This window comes from Dyella sp. SYSU CM1112 (genome assembly GCF_058216415.1).
In genome coordinates, this window is record NZ_JBZEGI010000004.1 from 277136 (window position 1) to 297976 (window position 20841).

Here is a 20841-nt window from a genome sequence, read left to right on the forward strand (position 1 = left end):
GACAAGTTGAACGAGCACGCGATCAGGCGAGCTGGTCGTAAGCAGGAAGGGTGAGGAAGTCACCCAATTCATCCGCATGCGTCAGCGTGGAAAGCAGCATCGCCGCATCGGCAGCGCGATGAGCGCCGGGTAGCGTGCTTTCCTGCAGGCGATGCATATGGGCGGTGAGCGCCTGATCGAACAGCGCGAAATCGATCGGCGCGTGATCGGGAAACTCCAGGCTGCCGTGATGCAGCCACTGCCACAGCTGCGCGCGTGCAATTTCCGCGGTAGCGGCGTCTTCCATCAGGTTGTGGATGGGCACGCAGCCAAGTCCTTCCAGCCACGCGGCGGTATAGCGCAGTGCCACGTCCACGTTGTTGTCGAAACCTGCGCGACTGATCGTGCCGCCACACGGCGCAATCAGCATGTCGCGATTCGCCTTCACATCCTCGCGCTTCACATGCAGCTGATGGGGCGTCGGCATGTGCGCGTCGAAAATCGCCATCGCCACCGGCACCAACGCAGGATGCGCCACCCACGTGCCATCGTGACCGGCTTGCACCTCGCGCAATTTATCGGCGCGCACTTTCGCCATCGCCTGCTCGTTGGCGTTGTCATCACCTTTGATCGGAATCTGCGCCGCCATGCCGCCCATCGCGAATGCGCCGCGACGATGACAGGTTTGAATCAGCAGTTCCGAATACGCCTTCAAGAACGGCACCGTCATCACCACCTGCCCGCGTTCCGGCAGCAAGCGGTCGCGATGGCGACGGAAGGTTTTCAGATACGAAAAAATGTAATCCCAGCGACCGCAGTTCAGGCCCACGGCGCGCTCACGCAATGCATGCAAAATCTCGTGCATCTGGAACACGGCCGGCAGCGTTTCGATCAGCACCGTCGCCTTCATCGTGCCGTAGGGCAGCCCCAACTCATCCTCGGCCAGCGCCATCACCTCATTCCACAGCACGGCTTCTTCCATGGCTTCCAGCTTGGGCAGATAGAAATACGGGCCGAGATCCTGCGCATCCAGCGCAAGTGCGTTATGAAACGCATACAGCCCAAAATCCACCAGCGCACCGGCCATCGGTTCGCCATCCACCGTGATGTGCCGTTCCGGCAAATGCCATCCGCGTGGCCTAACCACCAACACCGCCGGATCCGGCCCCACGCGATAGTCCTTGCCCTCCGGCGAGCGATACGCCAGCGTGCCGGCCACTGCGTCGCGCAGGTTCACCTGGCCGTCCAGTTGATTCCGGAAACTCGGCGCCGAGGAATCCTCGAAATCCGCCATGAACACCTTCGCCCCGGAATTCAGGGCATTGATGATCATCTTCCGCTCCACCGGCCCGGTGATCTCCACCCGGCGATCCCGCAGCGCAGCGGGAATCGGCGCCACCGTCCAGTCCGCCTCCCGAATGGCGCGCGTATCCGGCCGGAAATCCGGCAACGCCCCCGCGTCATAGCGGGCCTGCCGCTGCCGGCGCGCCGCCAACAACTGCTGGCGCCGGGGCTCCGCAAAACGATGCAGGCGCGCCAGAAAAGCCAGCGCCTCCGGGGTCAGGATCTCGGCATAGCCGGCGCCATCCGCATGCACTTCAGCCGGCCGACTCACGAATTTTTCGCTAGGTACTGCCATCTGCTTCTCCACCTACCGTCACAAGAGCGTGTGGTGGGAAGCTAGTCATCAGCTATTATTTTGACAAAGCAAATGTTTCAATCTTAGATATTCAAAAAATCAATACATAATATAAGTGATTGACTGAGAAGGGACGAAATACGCTAGCTCATCACGGTATGGAGCCATAAATCGCGAATCAGCCCCCTCAATCGCCCAACACCGTCCCCTCCCCTACGTGCAGTAGGGGAGGGCCAGGACGGGGTGAAGCCAACCTCGCGTCGAACTGAAACAGCGCCACGGGAACGCAACCATGCCCCCCAAATCCACGCCTCCCCAAAAACGTGGTCGCCGCCAGGGCTCGCCGCCCACCGACACGGGCCGCTTCTACTACAAGGGCAACCGTCTCAAACAAATGCGCGCTTTCGTCGCCACCGTAAAACTCGGCACCCTCAGCCGCGCCGCCGAAGCGCTCTACCTCTCGCAACCTTCCATCAGCCTGCAATTGCAAGCGCTGGAACGCGAACTCGGCGTAGAACTGCTCCATCGCAGTCGGCGCCGCATCAACCTCACCGATGCCGGCGAAGCGCTCTATGAATTGGCGCGCCCACTCGTCGAAGGTTGGGATAGCCTCGACCGCGATTTCCAAGCCAAGGTCAAAGGCCTCTCATCCGGCAAGCTCACCATCGCCGCCGGCAGCTCCACCATCCAATACCTGCTGCCCGACCTCGTGCGCCAATACCGTCAGCGCTATCCCGCCGTGCATCTGCAGCTTGCCAACGTCACCGGCAAAGACGGCCTCGCGCTGCTGCGCAACGAAGAGGCCGATTTCGCCGTCGGCTCCATGCTCGATGTCCCCAACGACATTGCCTGGGCGCCCGTCTACCACTACGACCCCATGCTGATCACGCCGCTCGATCATCCACTCGCGCACAAAGAAAACCTGCTGCTGGAAGATCTCTCCCCCTACGGCCTGATTCTTCCGCCACAACGCCTCTCCACCTATCGCCTGGTCGACCTCGTCTTCCAGCAACGCCAGGTGCCATATCAAGTAGCGATCGAAGTCGGCGGGTGGGACGTGATCAAGGAATACGTCGCCATGGGTCTTGGCATTTCCATCGTTACCGGCATCTGCATCACCGATGCCGATCGTCAACGCCTCGCCGTGCGCAACATGCGCCCCTACTTTCCGCAGCGCAGCTACGGCGTGGTCATGCGCAAAGGCAAATTTCTCAGCAAAGAAGCACGCGCCTTCATCGATCTCATTCGCCCCGGCCTGCTTACGCATCGCGATTACGACGAGCCCGGCCATTCCGAACGCTGAGCATCAAGGCGCAACACCTACACGCACACCTATCAGCGTGTAGGCATTCCCCGACAGACAAACCCAAAAAGTTGTGGGATGTTTTGCACGTCGGGTGTGGCCTCTGCCGTAGGTATCGCAACACGCCCGACGTATGTAGTGAAGCGCGGACCGCATGGGCTTAGGACCCCACACGGTCCGCTGACCAAACCAACTGAAAGGAAGTTGATATGGCTACGCCTGATCATACGGCACTTGCGCACCCGTGCGTCCCTTCTGTGCCAACCCCCACGCGCTTCACCGCCATGCTGCTTGCATGGCCTCAGGCTCCCTCGGGCACGTAGCCAGCTTCGCCACGCGCGAAACCTGACAACGATGCAGGGCCCCGCCCTGTGCCCATCACGCCGCGCACGCCGCGGCGTGACCTGACCGTGGAGCCAAACCATGTACGTACACGACCTCAACCACCACCCCTTATTGCAAGAGCACCCCTACCAACTCTCCGAAGACGGCATGCTCAAACTGCACGACCTTCGCGACCAACTCCTCTTCCTCGCCTCACTCACCATCGTCAATACACACGACGAAGAGAACGCGTTGCTGGAAGTGCGGCGCGCCATGCTCGGAGAATGCTTCGAGCGATTTGCATTGCAGATCGGGGAGGTGATCAGCGGGATGAGTTCGTCTTAGTGGGAAAAGTTGAGACGTGTCCTCGCCTTTATAGACTGCCAGGCGAAAGAACGTAGGCTTGCACTTAACTCCGCCGCTGCAACGCCAGCCTTACCCCAAACCCCACCAGCACCCCGCCGCATACTCGGTCCACCCACTGACCGATGTGCGGTTTTGCGGTGAGCCATCGATGGATGCGTGCGCCCATCAAGGCCAACACGGTAGACCAACTCAGGCCGGTGCCGATGAAGCTCAATCCCAGCACCAGTAATCCGAGTTGTGGATGCATGGCATGCACGGATACGAATGGCGGCAGGAAGGCGAGATAGAACAGTGCGACTTTGGGATTGAGGATGTTGGTGAGCATGCCTTGCCGAAAGGCTGCGCTGAATCCGCGTCCGCGGGTTTCGGTGGCGGGACGCGCAACAGCACGCGATAGCAGCATGCGCAGGCCGATCCACACGAGGTAGGCCGCGCCGAGGTATTTCAAGACGTGGAAGGTGACGGCGGAGGTCATCAGGATGGCGGAAAGACCAAGCACCGCGGCGAGCGTATGCACGATGCAGCCGGCATTGATGCCGAGCGCGGCAGCCATGCCCACAGCGTGGCCTTCGCGGCCGCTGCGCGTGAGGATGTAGAAGGTATCGAGGCCGGGTGTGAGGTTGAGCGCGAGGCTGGCAATCAGGAAAGCGTCGTAGTGTTGAATGCCTAGCGTGCTCATGCGTTTTCCCGCCGCGTGGAATGGCGTGCTACGCCTCGGTATTGCGATGTTTGCCGCGATACGGACGAAACAGTGCGCGGATGCCTGCCATGTCCGCATCCGGTTGGTCCGTGGCGTAAATCAGCGGACCGAGCGTGAAGGTCTTGCTGGGGTAGTCGATGAAGAGAGTCTGGATCGGCACGTTGGCATCGTGCGCGATGCGCAGGAAGCCGGACTTCCATTGCTTGACGTGCTTGCGCGTGCCCTCGGGCGTGATGCCCAGCCACATCCGTTCCTGCTCGCTGAAACGCTTCACCATCTGGCCGACCACGTTCAAGGCTGCGCTGCGGTTGATCGGAATCAGGCCGATCGGGCGCAGGATGATGCCGAGCGGCCCTTCCAGCACTTCGCGCTTGATCATGATGTTGATGTTGATGCCCAGCCCGATCTTCATCATCAGGCCCCACACGCCATCCCAGTAAGACGAATGCGGCGCGCCGATGATCACCAGCTTGGGCACGTCCGGCAGTTGTCCGCGCAGACGCCATCCGGAAAGACGCAGCAGGCTGCGCATCAGCCACGGCCAGAAGCGGCTATTGAGTTTGGGTGCTTGCGACGGGACGGGCGGCAGGATCGGCTCGCTCACTCGTGACTCCAGGAACGCGACCGCGTCTGCTTCACCTTCGCCCGTTGTTGTTTGCCTTCCAGGCGACGCATTTGCGAGGCACGAGTGGGCTTGGTGGCGATACGCTTCCTGGGTGCGATGAGCGCGCCACGCAGGATGTCCACCAGGCGTTCCCGCGCATCCTCGCGATTGCGGCCTTGATCGCGAAAACGTCGCGCCTGGATCACCAGCACGCCGTCATCGGTAAGGCGACGGTCGCGTCGTTCCAGCACGCGCGCCCGCACATCGTCCGGCAAGGACGGCGAGTGCGCCACGTCGAAACGCAGCTCCACCGCACTCTCGGTACGGTTGACGTGCTGGCCGCCAGGGCCGTCGGCGCGCATAAAGCGCACTACCAGCTCGGACTCCGGCAGGACGATGGATCGGCTTACAGATAACATGGGCGTAAGTTTAGCCGGTTGGCATGACGCTTATGGTTTTAGCGTCAGGCAATACCCAGCCGAATCTGTCCAGCACGCCCTGGAACGCGGCATCGAGCGGTGCCTCCAGCACCATGGGGCGTCCATCGCGCGGATGCCGGAAACTCAGCCGCCAGGCATGCAGCAACATGCGATGGCAGCTGAAATACTGCTTATAAAGGCGGTTGTGATCACTGCGCCCATGCTGGCAATCACCGATCACCGGGTGATGCAGATGTGCCATGTGTTTGCGGATTTGTCGGAAACGTCCCGTCTCCGGCTCGGCCAGCACCAGGCTGTAGCGCTGTTGTTCGTAGCGGCCCAAGGCAATCGGCACCTGCACCGTGGCGAGGCGGCGATAGGCCGTGCGTGCTTCGCGGCGCGGGCCGCTATCGCGCGAACCCGGCAATGGGTAATCGACAACGCCTTCTGCCGGCTCCGGCCAGCCGCGCACGACCGCGAGGTATTGCTTGTGCACGTCGCGGCCCATGAACTGCTCACCGAGTGCAGCGGCGATGTCGGTGGAACGCGCGATCAGCAGCACACCGCTGGTGGCGCGATCCAGACGGTGCGCAAGGTACACCGTGCCGCCGACTTGTTCGCGCAGGAGATCGATCAAAAAGGTATCGGCATTACCCACCATCTTCGATCGGTGCACGGCGAGGCCGGCGGGCTTGTTGACCGCGATGAGGGCATCGTCTTGGTAGAGGATGGGGAGCATGGGGAGACGTTGGGTGAGATGTCGTGCTGAGGCTGCACGCTCAGCGCATTCAAGCATTTTTCCGGAGACTTGTTCCCGGCCGTAGCAGAGATGCTTTCAAGCGCGAGCCGAATTTTGCGGTTCGCCGCGACCAGCTCCCTCCCCTGCGTGCAGCAGGAGAGGGGGAGCGGCTTCGCGCCATAGCTATCTCACCCGGCTGCGCATCCAGCCATGCGCAAACGACAGCAGCCCAAGCACACCCATGCCCAGCGGCAGCCACACGCCATGTTTCGTACCGAAAGTCCAGATCACCGTGGCACAGATAAGCAGTGTTGTGCCCAGCAAGCCGCTGCCCACGGCATGCATCAACCGGCGTACCAGGTCGCGTTGATTGCTGAGCTGATCGGCGTCGGACAACAAGCGTTGTTCACCCACGGCCATCTGGCGCAATGCATCACGCACCAGTTCCGGCAGCTGCGGTGCGTTGTGGAACCACTCCGGAATGCGCTTGCGGATTTCGCGCAGCGTGTGCCATGGGCTGTAACGCTCGCGCAGGATGCGTTTGAGCACGGGATGCGCGACGGCCCAGATATCGATGTCTGGATCAAGCAGGCGTCCTACGCCTTCGATATTGAGCAGGGTCTTTTGCAGCAGGATCAGTTGCGGTTGCAATGTGAGTTCGAACTTGCGCGCGGTCTGGAACAGCTTCACCACCAGTTCGGCCAAGGAAATCTGCGAGAGTGGCCGCGTGAAGTAGGGCTCGCACACCGTACGCACGGCGGCTTCCAATTCATCCAGGCGCACGCTGGCGGGCATCCAGCCGGCGTCGACGTGCAGCTTGGCGATGCGGGCGTAATCCCGCTCGAACAAGGCGATGAAGTTCTGCGCCAGCCAATACTGATCTTCTTCCGGCAGCGAACCCATGATGCCGAAATCCAGGGCGATGAAGCGCGGTTCGTTCACGCGTGACGGATCGACCCAGATATTGCCGGGATGCGCGTCGGCGTGGAAAAAGTTGTCGCGGAACACCTGTTCGTAGAACAGCCGCACGCCTTTCTCGGCGAGCCGCTTGCGGTCGATGCCGGCGGCGTCGATCGCGGCGACGTCATCGCAGGAAACACCCGAAACACGCTCCAGTGTCAGCACGCCAGCCGTGGTGAGTTCCCAGTACACCTCGGGTACGTAAAGGTCCACGCCACTGATGAAATTGCGCCGCAACAGGCTGGCATTGGCGCCTTCGCGCTGCAGATCCAGCTCGTTTTCCAGCATCTTCTCGACTTCGCTCACCACGTCGAGCGGACGGATCTTGTCGGCATTGGGGTGCCAGCGCTGCGCGAGTTGGCCCAGCGAGTGCAGCAGGGTGACGTCGCGAGCGATGCGTTCGTCGATGCGTGGACGCAGCACCTTCACCACCACCGCGCGGCCGTCGTGCGTGGTGGCCGCGTGCACCTGGGCGATGGAAGCGGAGGCCAGCGGCACCGGATCGAAATGAGCGTAGAGCTTGTCGATCGGTTGTTTCAGTTCACGCTCGATGACGACGCGCGCTTGCTCACCGGGGAATGGTGGCACCTGATCCTGCAGCAGCGCCAGTTCGTCGGCGATATCGCCCGGCACCAGGTCACGGCGTGTCGACAACACCTGGCCAGCCTTGACGAAAATCGGCCCCAGTTCGTTGAGCGCCAGCCGGATACGCGCACCGCGTGAGAGCGGACGCACATCCACCGAGGGACGTCCAAGCAGCGGGCGTACGAATTTCAACGGACGGAACAGGTGCGTGGCATCGACCAGCTCATCCAGCCGGTACCGCAGCAGCACCACCGCAACGCGCAGTAATCCGGGAACAGCTTTCAGCGGCGTCACGAGCGCGATCCCTGCTGCCGGCGTTCCAATCGCGCCAGCCGTGCTTCCAGGCGTTCGGTGCGTTCGCGCAGGGCGTCGACTTCATCGAGGAAAGTCTCCGCTTCGCCGGGTGCTATGGCGATGCGTGCTTCATCGCGCAGCCATGCCGCGCTGTCTTCCGTCAGATGCGAACCGGTTTCGCGTGCGTGGGCCAAACCGCTGCGCACGGCTTTCGCCAGCGGCACACCCACTACGTCGCCAAAGGTGCGGGTGAAGGCTTCCTCAAAATCCGGTGCGAAACCGCTGGCGAGTTTTTCCAGGCGGCGGGCCAGCTCAGCATCACCGGCAATCTCTACCTTGCCCGGCGCCAGGCTTTCGCTATGACGGCGCAGCAGCATCGACAGCAAACTGCCCGGCGTAGCGGCTACGCGCAAATCGCTCTGCTCCGGCGCAGGCCCGACTTTCAGGTGTTCGCCTTCAACACGAATGGCCAGACGGAGATCGACGCCCTGCACATGCAGCTGCACGCTGCGACCCTTCAACGCAGCAAGCTTGGCCTGCGTATCCGGATCAAGCGAAAGCGCATGATTGAGCGCGGTTTCCAGGGCCCGGCCGGCGAGTTTGCGCAACGGCTGGGGAAGCAGGGTCGAAGAGGCGGCGGCAGTCATGCCGGAATTGTAGCCGGCCGCACGTTACCCTGGCCGTGATGGGCGCGATCAGGGATCGACTGCGCCTGGAAACCCCAACTGGCGCCAGGCCTCATACACCGCCACGGCCACGCTGTTGGAAAGGTTGAGGCTGCGGCTGTCCGCACGCATCGGCAAGCGCAGGCGCTGTTCCGGCGGTAGCGCGGCAAGCACCGTATCGGGCAATCCTGCGGTTTCGCAGCCGAATAACAAGGCATCGCCATCGGCGAAGCATGCATTCACGTGCCAGCCGCGTCCGCGAGTGGAAAAGGCGAAGACGCGGGGCTGGCCAATGGTCGCAAGACAGGTGTCGAGGTCGTCGTGAACCGCGACGCTGGCGTACTCGTGATAATCCAGGCCTGCGCGTCGCAGGCGGGCATCGTCCAGTTCGAAGCCCAGCGGGCGAATCAGATGCAGCGCCGCGCCGGTATTCGCGCACAGGCGAATGACGTTACCGGTATTGGGCGGGATTTCGGGGCGAAAAAGAATGACATGCAGCATGCCGCCATTATCGGATGAGCAGGGCCGCTGTGTTCAACCCGCCGTGCGGGATACATGCGCTGATTGCGCGGCCTTGCCTGCCGCCGTGGTCGAAGCGGCGACCGTGTGAGCTGTCGTCCACCCGGACGGTGCCGGCTTGGCGATGATCATGGCTGCCAGTGTCAGGCCGCAGGCCAGCACGCAGGTGGCGAACAAGGTGCGCAGCAGGAACGTTTCAGTATTCATGATAGGTGCTCCGAAAGTCATCGTCGTGAGTGCTGGTAATCAGCCCGCTACGCGCAGGCAGATCAGGTTGTCGGCGAGGGGTAGCACGCAGCTGGTGGGCGCCGCGGTCAGCAAGGCCGAGAGTGAATCGCTGGCCGCCAATTGCACGGGCGTCGGCTTGACGGTGACCATGGCCGCGAGGATCAATCCGCAGACCACCATGCATGCGACGAACAGGCCGCGTAGTATCAGCGTTTCGAATTTCATATCCGTATCTCCGATGGAGTGAGGGACCACATGTCCTTGACCTCGTCGGAGCAATCCCCGTGCCAGCGTCGATCGGTTTCGCAATCTATTGATGCGCCTGGGTTTATTGATGCACGGGGAGAGATCCTCGATTGTCCGCGGACAGTGGGCGCCCGCGTGCGGACAGTGTCCGGACGGATATCGAACTCACCATGCTAAGCCTGCGTTCGGCGATAGCCGCTGGCAACGCGCTACGATTCAGCTTGGACGCAAAATTTTCTTTCTTTCGCTCTGATGGAGTTACCTATGCGCAAAATTCTGCTGCTGCTCGCACCTGTTGTGCTGCTCGGCGGTTGCACCTGGGGCATCAATCCCGATCCGGGTTCGAACAACGTTCGCACCGTGTGGACCGGTGATGTCACGGGCTGTCGCGACATCGGCAAGATCACTGTTTCGGTGACGGATCATGTCGGTCCGTTCGATCGCAATGACATCAAAGTCCGCGACGAGCTGCAGGTGCAGGCGCGCAACAGCGCGTTGAGCATGCATGCCGATACCATCAAGCCGCTGGCCGATCCAGTCGATGGTTCGCAGCCGTGGGAGGCGTATTACTGCGGCTATCGTGTGGTGCAGCCACCGCCGCCGCCGCCGGTGCAGAGTCACGGCTACCAGCCGCCATCGCAAAATGAGCCGCAAGCGCCGCAGCAACAGGGTGGCGGTTTCCAGACTTACCCCGCCAAGAGCGGCGGTTGATCGAACGTTCTTCAGCTGCCGAACACGTCATGCAGATAGAGCTGCATGGCGTGTTGCAACTGGGCCATGGCCGCTTGTTTGCCCGGCATGCCCGCTTCGGCTTGTATCGCTATCGCGGCCTTCATCATCTGTTGCACGACTACCGCCGCCGCATACGTTTCTTCGGCTGATCGATGCGGTGCCCTGCGCGCCAGGAGCGCCTGCAACTCCGCCCGCACGCGTCGCCGGATGAGCATCGCATCGGTCGCTGGCGTCGGCGCGGATTCGACCAGCATGACGAACGCCGGATGCCGGCGGCGAAATGCTACCAGGAAGGTGCAAAGCCGCTCCGCCCACGCTTCGGTGGTCCACTGTGTCGACTGTTCGGCGAGCTTGCCCAGCTCCGCATACACCGCTTCGGCATAGCGCTCCACCAGCGCGCGTGCCAATGCTTCCTTGGTGGGAAAGAATTGGTAAAGCGAGCCGATTGCCGCGCCGGCGCGTGCCGCGACTTCGGTCATGGTGGTTGCCTCGTAGCCCTTTTCCACAAAGCATCCTGCAGCCGCTTCCAGCAGTGCCGCAACGCGTTCATGGCCGCGCTGGCGCTGGGGCAGGCGACGGGCACTGGTTGATTTTTGTGAGGCCATCCTCATAAACTCCAAAGTGAGGATATCCTCACTTTTATGATCCGGAGAATCTTGTGGAAAAGTTAGATCCACGCCATACGGCGCTTGTTCTCATCGATTTGCAGAAGGGTATCGTACCGTTCGCAGGCGGTCCTCACACGGCTGCCGATGTGTTGGCGAAGTCCGAGTCGCTGCTTCGGCGTTTCCACGAGCTCGGTTCGCCGGTGGCAATGGTGCGTGTGGGCTGGTCCGCCGATGGCGGCGATGCATTGCGCCAGGTGGTGGATGCGCCGATGTCGGCACGCAGCTTTCCCACCGACTGGTTGGAGTTCGCAGCGGAGCTGAGCGTTGCCGAAAGCGATATTCGCGTTATCAAGCGCCAGTGGGGCGCGTTCTACGGCACGGAGCTGGAACTGCAACTGCGCCGTCGCGGCGTCGAACACATCGTGCTGGGCGGCATCGCTACCAACATTGGCGTGGAATCGACCGCACGCAATGCATGGGAACTCGGCTTCGGTATCGTATTCGCCGAAGATGCGATGAGTTCGACCAGCGGCGAACATCATGAGTTCGCCATCAAGAATATTTTTCCCCGTCTGGGGCGCGTGCGGTCCACCGCGCAAGTGCTGGACATGCTTCGCTAAGCGTTGAACATGTTGACGTGAGCGTGTGCCGAAGCATGCGCTGCCAAAGGCGGCAGCGCACTGCGCTTACGTAATCACAACGTCGCTAGACCCCGCCTCTCCAGAATATGCCTGGATGCGATGACGTTGATGCCGGGATGCGACACGCACGCATCGGTTTTTCTCTCCATGCAGCACCGTCACGCGTACACCACGGGCGTTTCACGCCCGCTCGCCGTGCCTGCACGGCACCTGGCGCCGACTTGTGCTGCACTGCCATGTCGCTGACTGCCTAATCCTGCGAAGCCATCTGGCGCTGTGCAGCGACATTCGTCGGATCGGAGCCGGTCTTCCAAATATTGCGGTGCAACGTACGTGCTCTTAAGCGCGCCTTTACAAGTCGCCATGAAAACGTTTACGTTTGCGCCGCCGTTGGGGTTTGGGGCTCTCACTCACATTGCGGAACGCTGTCGATGACGACTAAGAATGCAACCATCAAGGATGTAGCGCGCGAGGCCAGAGTCTCGGTCGCCTCGGTGTCGCGCGTGCTCAATGGCACCGGCGGCGTGACGCCGGCAACGCAGAAAATCGTGCGAGAAGTCGCCGCACGATTGCATTACATCCCGGACAATGCGGCACGCAGCCTGATCACCGGACGCACGCACACCATCGGTGCCGTGTTGCCGGATCTGTACGGCGAATTTTTCTCCGAACTGATCCGCGGCATCGATCTCGCCGCGCGTGCACGCGGGCTGCATCTGCTGGTATCCAGTTCGCATGATGGCGTTGCGGATGCGGCGGCGGCCGTGCGCGCCATGCGTGGCCGCGTTGACGGCATGCTGATGCTTTCCGAATACGTCGATGCGGACTTTCTCGCCGACAACCTTCCGGACAATTTGCCGGTGGTGTTGCTGGACAGCCCGGTCAAGAGCACGCGCTATCCAGTATTCAATATCGACAACCGCGCCGGCGCCATCGCCATGGTGCGCCATCTGGTTGAAGCAGGTCGTCAGCGCATCGCTTTCATCACCGGTCCCAAGACCAACTTCGACGCTCAGCAGCGCGACAAAGGTTATCGCGCCGCCATGGCCAAGTATGCGCCCAATGTGCCGCTTACCATCGTGGACGGCGACTTTACCGAAGAATCCGGTTATCGCGCCGCGCGCGAATTGCTGGCGCAGAAAAAGCGTCTGCAAGCCGTCTTCGCCGCCAACGACATGATGGCGATCGGCTGCCTCTATGCCTTCAAGGAAGCCGGCATCGATGTGCCGAACGACATCGCGCTGGCCGGTTTCGACGACATTCTGATCGCGCGTTACGTCACGCCGCCGCTAAGCACGGTGCAGGTACGTATCGCCGATCTCGGCCGCACTGCGCTGGAGCGTCTTGCGGCCTTGCTGGATCCGGCCGACAAGGCGCCGGCATCGGTGCAGACGCTGGGATGCGACATCGTCATTCGCGAATCCTGCGGCGGCAAGCCCGGTGTCCCATCTGCACCGCGCAAACCCCGCCGAACGTCGCGCACCTCACACCTATAACGACACCCGCAAGACATTCGGGAGGGGAGAACATGAAAGCTGTATCGCGCTACCAAAAGCTGTTGCTAACGCGGCTCATCGCCGCTTCGATCATCACCGCCGCTGCATTGCCGACGATCTCTTTCGCGCAAACTTCCGATGCGAACCTGCGCGGTATCACGACGCCGAACACGATGGTCACCGCCAAGAATATCGCCACCGGCTATGTGCGCGTCACCAAGTCAGACAAGGACGGTAGCTATGCATTGGTCAGCCTGCCGCCCGGCACCTACCAGGTGGACGCAGGTCCGGGCACCGAACATACGGTCACGCTCAGTGTGGCAACCACCTCTACGCTCAACCTCACAGCCACTACCGCGCCCGCGGTCAATGCCAAAAACCTTGGACCGGTGACGGTCAGTGCCACCACCTTGCCGGAAATGACCACGTCGGAAGTCGGCACCGTGGTGACGCAGCGTGAAATCGAGACAGTGCCGCAGATCACGCGCAACTTCCTCGAATTTGCCGACACTGTGCCCGGCATGGTTTTTACCGTGCAGCAGAACGGCAACACCAGCCTGCAATCCGGTGGCCAGGCGCCGGCCGGCATCAATGTGTACATCGATGGCGTTGGCCAGAAGAACTACGTGGAGAACGGTGGTGTGACTGGCCAGAACGCCAGCCAGGGCAATCCGTTTCCGCAGTTGGCGATCGGCGAGTACAAGGTGGTTACCTCCAACTACAAGGCCGAATACGACCAGATTTCCAGTGCTGCAGTGATCGCAGAAACCAAGTCCGGCACCAACGAATTCCATGGCGAAGTATTCGGCGACTGGACCGACACGCGCTTGCGCTCCATGACGCCATCGGAAACTGCGAGCGGCAAGAAGCAGCCCTCGCACGACAAGGAATACGGTTTCTCGCTGGGCGGCCCGATCATCAAGGACAAGGCGCACTTCTTCTTCGCCTACGAAGGCAAGGAGTACGACACACCGATTGCGGTCGCGCCTGGCGCGGCGTCACAGCAACTGGTTTCGCAATTGCCGCCGAGCGTGCTTGCGCAGCTCGGACCATCCAGCTTGCCGTTCAAGGAAAACCTGTACTTCCTCAAGCTTGATTACGAGCCGACCGATCGCGATCGCATCGAGGTCAGCGGCAAAGATCGCGACGAGACCGCCATCACCGGTACGGGCACCGGTGTCGCTGCGTCGTCGGCGCTCAATCAGATCAACTACGACCGCCGTTTCGACATCCGCTGGGATCACAGTGCGGACGCGTGGTTCAACCGTTTGCAGGCGACCTACGAGAACGCGTTCTTCAACCCGTCTGCGGTGAACATCGGCAACGGTTCGACCTATACGGCTTCCAACAACCAGAACCTGGCGATCCTGACCACCGGCGCAGCCAGCCCACTCGGCACGCAGGACAAGGGTCAGAAAGGCCCATCGATCCAGGATGACCTGACTTTCAATGACCTGGAATGGCATGGTGATCACGTCATCAAGATGGGCGCCAAGTACAAACTGATCGAACTAGTGGCGCAGGATGCCGGCGAATTCAATCCACAGTTCTCGTATGACGTCACGCCTACCGGCACTTTGTCGACGCCGTATCAGGTGCTGTTCCCGATCGCGCTCCCCGGCACCAGCCCTCTTGTCAGGACTAATGACAAGCAGATCGGCACCTACATCCAGGACGACTGGACGGTCGACCAACATCTCACCTTGAACCTGGGTATCCGCTGGGATTACGAAGAAACGCCGTCCTATCTCAACTTCGTCACGCCGCCGTCGGTAGTCAACGCGCTTAACGCGCAAAATCCGAGTGCTGCGCCGGGCGTCACCTATGCGCAGTCCCTGGCACTGGGTGGCGTCAACGTCAACGACTACATCAGCAACGGCCACAACCGCCATCCGCAGACCAACGAGTTTCAGCCGCGTTTCGGTTTCTCGTATGACCTCGATGGCGACCAGCAGCATGTGATCCACGGCGGTGCAGGTCGTTCCTATGACCGCACCATTTACGAGATCCTGCAGCTGGAGCAGACCAAGCTGGCGCTGTCCGAGGCCACCATCACCTTTCCCAACCAGTTCCACGCATGCACGGCAAGTCCAACCTGCATTCCCTGGAATCCCGCCTATCTTGGCGGCATCGGTGTACTGCAAGGGTTGCTCACGGGTACCACGGCTGGTCGTGAAGTAGACCTGATGAATAACAACCTCAAGACGCCGTATTCCGACCAGATCAGCATCGGCATGCGCAATCAGCTCGGCGACTGGGTTACCGATGTCACCTGGGCGCAAGTGAATCGCTTCAATGGTGTCGTGCTCACCCTGGGCAACCGTTATCCGAACGGCGCCTTCTGGGAAGGTGGAAGCCAGCCTTGGGGTCAGCCCATCCCTGGCTTTGGCAACTTGATCATTGCCAACAACGGCCTCACGCAGAAAACACAGCAGGTACTGGTTTCGATCCAGAAACCCTATACGCCGGAATCGCATTGGGGCATCAACATTGCCTACACCTATACCAAGGCCAGGCAGAACAACGACAGCCAGGATGTCACCGACCAGTATGCGTTCGACGAGGAAACCATCCAGGATTACCCGTACGTCGACTCGGCGGTCGCCAAGCATCGCCTGGTCGTAGCTGGTTCGAACGATCTGCCGTGGGGGCTGTTGCTTGGCTACAAGCTCGTTCTGGCGACACCGACTCCCGGCATCAGCCTCGCATGCTACGGTGCCAACACGCCAAACGGATGCATGCCGATCAGTGCCACGCCGCCAGGCTCACACTTCCTGATCGGCGGTCCGATCTTTGGTTATCGGGAGATCGACTTCCAGGTCACCAAGAACTTCAGGATCTACGACAACCTGAATGCCTATGTGCGGTTTGACTTGCTCAATGCCTTCAATTGGAACAATTACAGCGATTACATCTGGAACTACGGTTCCAACGGTGTACTGAATCGCAACCCGGTTGCGTTCAACCCGACGGGCAACATCCTCGGCACGCCGCGCGAGGTCAAGTTGACGCTGGGCATCAAGTTCTAGTGTCTGTTTCCCAGGGACGGGATGTGCTTGCGGATCCTGGTACGTGTCCCTCGACGTACCGGGATTCGCCAAATTTTTTATCCCCTCTGCTACTGCAAGTTGCTCATCATGACGTCCCGATTTTTCCGCAACACCGCGCTTAAAGCGCTTCTTGCCGCACTGGTCTTCTGCAGCGGCGTGGCACAGCCGTCCTGGGCGCGGCCGGTTTTGCAGGATGGCTTCAACAGCCTGTCCAAACCACAGCAGGCGATGGTGGAGGATCTGGAGAAGCGCACGTTTCAGTGGTTCTGGGACAGCGCCAATCCTGTGAATGGCCTGATTCCGGATCATTATCCCGGCCCTTCTTTCTCAAGCATTGCATCGGTAGGGTTTGGCCTCACCGCCTATGGCATTGGTGTCGAGCGCGGTTACATCACGCGTGAGCAGGCCGTCGATCGTACGCTGGCGACGCTGCGTTTCTTTGCGCATGCGCGGGAGGATGACAGCGAAGACGATGCCTCCGGCTATCACGGCTTCTTCTATCACTTCCTCGATATGCGTACGGGCAAGCGATTCAATCGCGCGATCGAACTGTCGAGCGTGGATACCACGCTATTGCTGGGTGGCGTGCTGTTTGCGCAGTCTTATTACGATCGCGATACCCCGAAAGAAAATGAGATCCGCGCGCTTGCGGATGCGATCTACCGCCGTGTCGACTGGACGTGGATGCAGCCGCGCGCACCGCTGATCAGCATGGGTTGGACCCCGGGCGGCAAGTTCATCCACGCCGACTGGAAGGGCTATGACGAGGGCATGCTGGTCTACATTCTTGCGCTCGGCTCGCCGACGCATCCGATTGCGCGCACCGCATGGACGGCCTGGGCAAGCACCTATCCCAAGGATTGGGGCCGCTTCGAAGGGCATACTTTCCTGAATTTCGCCCCGCTGTTCGGGCATCAATACAGCGAAGCCTGGGTCGACTTCCGCGGCATCCGCGATGCGTGGAGTCGCGCCCATGGCCTGGATTATTTCCAGAACAGCCGTCTTGCCGTATATGCCCAGCATGATTACGCCATCGCCAATCCAGGACACTGGAAGGGCTATGATGAAAACGTGTGGGGGCTGACTGCCTGCAATGGCCCAGGGAATTTTGCATGGAGCATGCCCGACGGCCGCTACCGTAAATTCCAGGGTTATACGGCGCGTGGCGCGGGCCTCGACTACATTTCCGATGACGGCACCATTGCACCCACCGCTGCAGGTGGTTCGATTGCATTTGCACCGGAAATCGTGGTGCCTGCGTTACAGACAATGAAGGAGCGTTACGGTAACGATGTCTATGATCGCTATGGTTTTGTCGATGCCTTCAATCCGAGCTTCGACACCGATGTGCGACCTACCGAAGGACACGTGATTCACGGTAAGGGCTGGTTCGATACGCTGCAGATCGGTATCGACCAAGGCCCGATCGTATTGATGATCGAAAATTGGCGCAGTGGTTTCGTGTGGCGCGTGATGCGCAAGAATCCATATATCCGCAAAGGCTTGCAGCGTGCAGGCTTTACGGGAGGTTGGTTGGATCGGTCCGCCGGATAATCGCCACGAAGGGCCTCCCCCGCATTTGTGGAAACGGGTCGAGTAAGGGAGAGAACCGCGCAAACAGCTACATTCCTCTACCTCAAGCATCGAGAACGCATCAGGCCAGCCATGAGCATCGAGGCAAGCCCGGCTCCTCACCCCAGTCCTCACCCCAGCGGGGCGTGGTGGCGTTGGCTCGCGTTGTACCGCCTTATTTCCCTGCTGATGATCGGCACATGGCTCGCGGCGTGCACCCAACATGCCGATCCGAACACCTTGACGTTCTGGACCATCGGCCGGGAAGGCGAGGCGATGACGCAACTGTTGCCGGAGTTCGAGCGCGAAAACCCCGCCATCCATGTCGATCTGCAGCAGCTGCCTTTGACTGCCGCACATCAAAAATTGCTGACCGCATTCGCCGGCGATTCGATGCCGGACATGACCCAGCTCGGCAACACCTGGCTGCCGGAATTTGTCGCACTGGGCGCGCTGGAGCCACTGCAGACGGAGGTGGCTCATTCCACCGTCATCCAGCCAGGGGATTACTTTCCGAGTATCTGGGCAACCAATCGATACGATGGAGGGTTGTACGGCATACCGTGGTATGTCGATACACGCCTGTTGTTCTATCGCACCGATCTGCTGAAGGCAGCCGGCTTTGACGGGCCTCCTCATAACTGGGCGCAATGGCGGCGCATGCTGGCTGCGCTGAGTCATCCCGAGCGTGGTGTGTACGGCATCCTGTTGCCGACCAATGAATACGAGCAGCTGCTATCGCTGGCGCTGCAGCAGCCGGATCCCTTGCTCAAGGATGGCGGTCGATACGGCAATTTTGAAAGCGTGGGTTTCAAGCGTGCCCTGACGTTTTATGTCGATACGTTCCGCTTGCATGAGGCGCCGGACATTACCAATGTCGAAGCGGGCAATCCGTGGTCGGAATTCGGGCGCGGCGTATATAGCTTTTATTTTTCCGGTCCGTGGAATATCGGCGAGTTCCGCAAACGGCTGCCCGCGTCGGAACAGCGTGATTGGGACACTGCTCCGCTGCCGGGGCCGGATGGCCCGGGGGCATCGGTGGCGGGTGGTTCAAGCCTGGTGATCTTTCGCCTGTCGAAACACAAGAAAGCGGCTTGGACATTGATCGAATACCTTTCTCGCCCGGACGTGCAAGGACGTTTCTACGACTTGCTGGGTGACATGCCGCCGCGGCGCAGCTCGTGGAATCACGGTGGCCTGCGCGATGATCCGAAGGCGCAAGCGTTTCGTCAGCAGCTCGAACGCGTGAAGCCGGCGCCGCCGGTGCCGGAGTGGGAAGAGATTGTCAATGAGATGCAACTGGTTGCCGCACAGGCGGTGGCCGGGAATCTGACGATCGACCGGGCTGCGGCGGAGATTGATCGTCGCGCCGACCGCATTCTGGAAAAGCGACGCTGGATGCTGGATCACGGGCGCTCCGCGCTGGGACCCGCCCCATGAATCGGCAGGGAGCAGCGTGGTTGTTTCTTGCACCAGCGATGACCGTGCTGGGAGTGTTCTTCCTGCTGCCGGTAATCGCGGCCTTTGGCCTCAGCCTTACCGACTACGATCTCTACGCGCTCGCCGATATCCATAATCTGCGCTTCGTCGCCTTGGGCAATTACTGGGCTCTGCTGCATCGTCCGTTATTTTGGGAGGCACTCGGGCACACGCTCTACTTTGTTGCGGTCGGCGTCCCGCTTTCCATGTTGGTGTCGTTGGGTGCAGCGTTGTTGTTGCATTCGCCGCTGGCGCGCTGCAAATCACTCTTCCGGGCTGCTTTATTTGCGCCGGTGGTGACCACGGTCGTCGCGGTGGCCGTGGTATGGCGGTATCTGTTCAACACCAAGTACGGCCTCGTCAACGCTCTGTTCGCCGGGTTGGGGTGGCATCCGATCGATTGGCTGGGCGATCCGCATTGGGCCATGCCCGCGATCATTCTGTTCGCCGTGTGGAAAAACTTCGGCTACAACATGATCATCATGCTGGCCGGATTGCAGGCGATTCCTGCCGAACTCTACGAAGCGGCGCGTATCGACGGCGCATCAGCGTGGCGGCAGTTCCGCCACATTACGCTGCCGATGCTCGCGCCCACCTTGCTGATGGTCGGCATCCTGACCGTATCCGGCTATTTTCAACTCTTTGCAGAGCCTTATGTGATCACCGAAGGCGGGCCGTTGCAGAGCACGGTCAGCGTGCTGTACCTGATGTACAACGAGGGCTTCAAATGGTGGAACCTTGGCGCGGCCTCGGCGATTGCCTTTTTGCTGTTCGTCGTGATGTTCATGGTGACCGCCTGGATGCTGCGCCTTGGCCGGCGTGACGGTGAGACATGAACCCGCGCATCGCCAAGGCGCTGATCAACGGTTTCCTGATCGGGGGTTCGATCGTTGCGCTGTTTCCGCTGTTATGGATGCTGTCGGTATCGCTGATGCGGCCCGGTGAAGCCAGCGCCTTGCCGCCACCGCTGCTACCGGCGCACGCCACGCTCCAGAACTATCACGCGTTGTTTGTGCGGGCCGGCATGGGGCGCTATCTGCTCAACAGCCTGTTCGTATCGACGGCCATCACCGTGCTGTCGCTGGCCTTCAATGTGATGGCCGGCTATGCCTTTGCCAAATTGCGCTTCGCCGGGCGCGACAGGTTGTTCAAGGCCATTGTGGGCACGCTGGCGATTCCGGCACAGGTCGCCATGTTGCCCCTGTTTCTGATGCTCAAGCCGGTCGGATTGGTGAACCACTTCGGGGGTGTGATTGTGCCCGCCATGGCGACGGCGTTCGGCATCTTTCTCGTGCGTCAATATGCGCGCGGCATTCCTGATGAGCTGTTGGAAGCAGCTCGTATCGATGGTGCGGGCGAGTGGCGCATTTTCGCGCAGATCGTGCTGCCGCTGCTCAAGCCAATCATGGTCACGCTGGCGATCTACACCTTTCTCACGGCATGGAATGATTTCATGTGGCCGTTGATCGTGCTCACCGGACAGGAGCATTACACCTTGCCGCTGGGCCTGGCTTCGCTGGCGCGCGAGCACGCACAAGACACGGAACTGATGATGGCGGGGTCGGTGGTGACGGTGCTGCCGGTATTAGTGTTGTTTTTGGCCTTGCAGCGCTACTACCTGGAAGGCCTGCTGCTAGGCAGCGTCAAGGGATAGAGCTGGAGCGATGAGCTTGCGACCGATCTCTATGCACAT

Annotated in this window: 21 protein-coding genes; 10 read left to right on the forward strand and 11 right to left on the reverse strand. The window is 60.8% G+C overall.

The genetic code is table 11. The annotated features are described in order from the left end of the window. Positions 1-22 precede the first annotated feature (22 nt). Positions 23-1618 (reverse strand): malate synthase A, encoded by a 1596-nt coding sequence (gene aceB, locus AC4HNJ_RS08620; protein WP_490479140.1) that lies wholly within the window; start codon positions 1616-1618, stop codon positions 23-25. 394 nt (positions 1619-2012) lie between these two features. Here aceB and AC4HNJ_RS08625 point away from each other — a divergent pair, with 394 nt between their 5' ends. Both AC4HNJ_RS08625 and AC4HNJ_RS08630 read left to right on the forward strand, forming a co-directional pair. After that, positions 2013-2921, forward strand: a complete 909-nt coding sequence (locus tag AC4HNJ_RS08625) for a LysR family transcriptional regulator (protein ID WP_490479204.1) — start codon at positions 2013-2015, stop codon at positions 2919-2921. A gap of 423 nt (positions 2922-3344) precedes the next feature. Further along, the gene (locus AC4HNJ_RS08630; protein WP_490479141.1) at positions 3345-3590 is read left to right on the forward strand and encodes an XAC0095 family protein; all 246 of its coding nucleotides are present in this window, start codon (positions 3345-3347) and stop codon (positions 3588-3590) included. Between the two features lie 64 nt (positions 3591-3654). Here AC4HNJ_RS08630 and AC4HNJ_RS08635 read toward each other — a convergent pair whose 3' ends face one another. The 9 genes from AC4HNJ_RS08635 to AC4HNJ_RS08675 form a co-directional block, all read right to left on the reverse strand. Further along, complete coding sequence (locus AC4HNJ_RS08635; RefSeq protein WP_490479142.1) at positions 3655-4290, reverse strand: LysE family translocator; 636 nt, start codon at positions 4288-4290, stop codon at positions 3655-3657. Positions 4291-4318: 28 nt separating this feature from the next. After that, positions 4319-4915: a 1-acyl-sn-glycerol-3-phosphate acyltransferase gene (locus AC4HNJ_RS08640; protein WP_490479143.1), complete on the reverse strand. Its 597-nt coding sequence runs from the start codon at positions 4913-4915 to the stop codon at positions 4319-4321. After that, positions 4912-5334, reverse strand: a complete 423-nt coding sequence (arfB, locus tag AC4HNJ_RS08645) for an alternative ribosome rescue aminoacyl-tRNA hydrolase ArfB (protein ID WP_490479144.1) — start codon at positions 5332-5334, stop codon at positions 4912-4914. Before arfB ends, AC4HNJ_RS08640 begins: the two co-directional genes overlap by 4 nt. A 10-nt stretch (positions 5335-5344) precedes the next feature. Next, complete coding sequence (locus tag AC4HNJ_RS08650; RefSeq protein ID WP_490479145.1) at positions 5345-6073, reverse strand: pseudouridine synthase; 729 nt, start codon at positions 6071-6073, stop codon at positions 5345-5347. 183 nt (positions 6074-6256) lie between these two features. After that, a complete protein-coding gene (ubiB, locus tag AC4HNJ_RS08655; protein ID WP_490479205.1) occupies positions 6257-7903 on the reverse strand; it encodes a ubiquinone biosynthesis regulatory protein kinase UbiB in 1647 nt (548 codons plus the stop codon). A 5-nt stretch (positions 7904-7908) separates the two neighbouring features. Next, positions 7909-8559 carry a ubiquinone biosynthesis accessory factor UbiJ gene (locus tag AC4HNJ_RS08660; RefSeq protein WP_490479146.1) on the reverse strand — a complete coding sequence of 217 codons (651 nt, stop codon included), beginning with the start codon at positions 8557-8559 and terminating at the stop codon, positions 7909-7911. A 48-nt stretch (positions 8560-8607) separates the two neighbouring features. Continuing rightward, positions 8608-9078, reverse strand: a complete 471-nt coding sequence (locus AC4HNJ_RS08665; RefSeq protein ID WP_490479147.1) for a tRNA (cytidine(34)-2'-O)-methyltransferase — start codon at positions 9076-9078, stop codon at positions 8608-8610. A 33-nt stretch (positions 9079-9111) separates the two neighbouring features. Continuing rightward, on the reverse strand, positions 9112-9303 hold the full coding sequence (locus AC4HNJ_RS08670; protein ID WP_490479148.1) for a hypothetical protein: 192 nt from the start codon (positions 9301-9303) through the stop codon (positions 9112-9114). A gap of 39 nt (positions 9304-9342) precedes the next feature. Then, positions 9343-9549 carry a hypothetical protein gene (locus AC4HNJ_RS08675; RefSeq protein ID WP_490479149.1) on the reverse strand — a complete coding sequence of 69 codons (207 nt, stop codon included), beginning with the start codon at positions 9547-9549 and terminating at the stop codon, positions 9343-9345. Positions 9550-9834: 285 nt separating this feature from the next. Between AC4HNJ_RS08675 and AC4HNJ_RS08680 the strand changes: the two genes are divergently transcribed. Next, on the forward strand, positions 9835-10281 hold the full coding sequence (locus tag AC4HNJ_RS08680) for a DUF4156 domain-containing protein (protein ID WP_490479150.1): 447 nt from the start codon (positions 9835-9837) through the stop codon (positions 10279-10281). Between the two features lie 11 nt (positions 10282-10292). Here the strand turns inward: AC4HNJ_RS08680 and AC4HNJ_RS08685 are convergent, their stop codons facing one another. After that, positions 10293-10907, reverse strand: coding sequence for a TetR/AcrR family transcriptional regulator (locus AC4HNJ_RS08685; protein ID WP_490479151.1), 615 nt, complete (start codon positions 10905-10907; stop codon positions 10293-10295). A gap of 53 nt (positions 10908-10960) precedes the next feature. Between AC4HNJ_RS08685 and AC4HNJ_RS08690 the strand changes: the two genes are divergently transcribed. From AC4HNJ_RS08690 to AC4HNJ_RS08720, 7 genes are all read left to right on the forward strand, one after another. Continuing rightward, positions 10961-11530 (forward strand): hydrolase, encoded by a 570-nt coding sequence (locus tag AC4HNJ_RS08690; protein ID WP_490479152.1) that lies wholly within the window; start codon positions 10961-10963, stop codon positions 11528-11530. Between the two features lie 452 nt (positions 11531-11982). Then, the gene (locus AC4HNJ_RS08695) at positions 11983-13047 is read left to right on the forward strand and encodes a LacI family DNA-binding transcriptional regulator (protein WP_490479153.1); all 1065 of its coding nucleotides are present in this window, start codon (positions 11983-11985) and stop codon (positions 13045-13047) included. A 32-nt stretch (positions 13048-13079) separates the two neighbouring features. After that, complete coding sequence (locus AC4HNJ_RS08700) at positions 13080-16076, forward strand: TonB-dependent receptor (RefSeq protein ID WP_490479154.1); 2997 nt, start codon at positions 13080-13082, stop codon at positions 16074-16076. A 108-nt stretch (positions 16077-16184) separates the two neighbouring features. Next, positions 16185-17651 (forward strand): glucoamylase family protein, encoded by a 1467-nt coding sequence (locus AC4HNJ_RS08705; protein WP_490479155.1) that lies wholly within the window; start codon positions 16185-16187, stop codon positions 17649-17651. A 207-nt stretch (positions 17652-17858) separates the two neighbouring features. Beyond that, complete coding sequence (locus tag AC4HNJ_RS08710; RefSeq protein ID WP_490479206.1) at positions 17859-19109, forward strand: sugar ABC transporter substrate-binding protein; 1251 nt, start codon at positions 17859-17861, stop codon at positions 19107-19109. Then, positions 19106-19984 (forward strand): carbohydrate ABC transporter permease, encoded by an 879-nt coding sequence (locus tag AC4HNJ_RS08715; RefSeq protein WP_490479156.1) that lies wholly within the window; start codon positions 19106-19108, stop codon positions 19982-19984. Before AC4HNJ_RS08710 ends, AC4HNJ_RS08715 begins: the two co-directional genes overlap by 4 nt. Next, positions 19981-20802 carry a carbohydrate ABC transporter permease gene (locus AC4HNJ_RS08720; RefSeq protein ID WP_490479157.1) on the forward strand — a complete coding sequence of 274 codons (822 nt, stop codon included), beginning with the start codon at positions 19981-19983 and terminating at the stop codon, positions 20800-20802. The genes AC4HNJ_RS08715 and AC4HNJ_RS08720 overlap by 4 nt, the downstream gene beginning before the upstream one ends. Positions 20803-20841: the final 39 nt, after the last annotated feature.

Bases quoted from the DNA above. Each gene is read 5' to 3' on its own strand.
- aceB (WP_490479140.1), bottom strand. From the start codon at position 1,618: ATGGCAGTACCTAGCGAAAAATTCGTGAGTCGGCCGGCTGAAGTGCAT.
- AC4HNJ_RS08625 (WP_490479204.1), top strand. From the start codon at position 2,013: ATGCGCGCTTTCGTCGCCACCGTAAAACTCGGCACCCTCAGCCGCGCC.
- AC4HNJ_RS08630 (WP_490479141.1), top strand. From the start codon at position 3,345: ATGTACGTACACGACCTCAACCACCACCCCTTATTGCAAGAGCACCCC.
- AC4HNJ_RS08635 (WP_490479142.1), bottom strand. From the start codon at position 4,290: ATGAGCACGCTAGGCATTCAACACTACGACGCTTTCCTGATTGCCAGC.
- arfB (WP_490479144.1), bottom strand. From the start codon at position 5,334: ATGTTATCTGTAAGCCGATCCATCGTCCTGCCGGAGTCCGAGCTGGTA.
- AC4HNJ_RS08650 (WP_490479145.1), bottom strand. From the start codon at position 6,073: ATGCTCCCCATCCTCTACCAAGACGATGCCCTCATCGCGGTCAACAAG.
- AC4HNJ_RS08660 (WP_490479146.1), bottom strand. From the start codon at position 8,559: ATGACTGCCGCCGCCTCTTCGACCCTGCTTCCCCAGCCGTTGCGCAAA.
- AC4HNJ_RS08665 (WP_490479147.1), bottom strand. From the start codon at position 9,078: ATGCTGCATGTCATTCTTTTTCGCCCCGAAATCCCGCCCAATACCGGT.
- AC4HNJ_RS08670 (WP_490479148.1), bottom strand. From the start codon at position 9,303: ATGAATACTGAAACGTTCCTGCTGCGCACCTTGTTCGCCACCTGCGTG.
- AC4HNJ_RS08675 (WP_490479149.1), bottom strand. From the start codon at position 9,549: ATGAAATTCGAAACGCTGATACTACGCGGCCTGTTCGTCGCATGCATG.
- AC4HNJ_RS08680 (WP_490479150.1), top strand. From the start codon at position 9,835: ATGCGCAAAATTCTGCTGCTGCTCGCACCTGTTGTGCTGCTCGGCGGT.
- AC4HNJ_RS08685 (WP_490479151.1), bottom strand. From the start codon at position 10,907: ATGGCCTCACAAAAATCAACCAGTGCCCGTCGCCTGCCCCAGCGCCAG.
- AC4HNJ_RS08695 (WP_490479153.1), top strand. From the start codon at position 11,983: ATGACGACTAAGAATGCAACCATCAAGGATGTAGCGCGCGAGGCCAGA.
- AC4HNJ_RS08700 (WP_490479154.1), top strand. From the start codon at position 13,080: ATGAAAGCTGTATCGCGCTACCAAAAGCTGTTGCTAACGCGGCTCATC.
- AC4HNJ_RS08705 (WP_490479155.1), top strand. From the start codon at position 16,185: ATGACGTCCCGATTTTTCCGCAACACCGCGCTTAAAGCGCTTCTTGCC.
- AC4HNJ_RS08710 (WP_490479206.1), top strand. From the start codon at position 17,859: ATGATCGGCACATGGCTCGCGGCGTGCACCCAACATGCCGATCCGAAC.
- AC4HNJ_RS08715 (WP_490479156.1), top strand. From the start codon at position 19,106: ATGAATCGGCAGGGAGCAGCGTGGTTGTTTCTTGCACCAGCGATGACC.
- AC4HNJ_RS08720 (WP_490479157.1), top strand. From the start codon at position 19,981: ATGAACCCGCGCATCGCCAAGGCGCTGATCAACGGTTTCCTGATCGGG.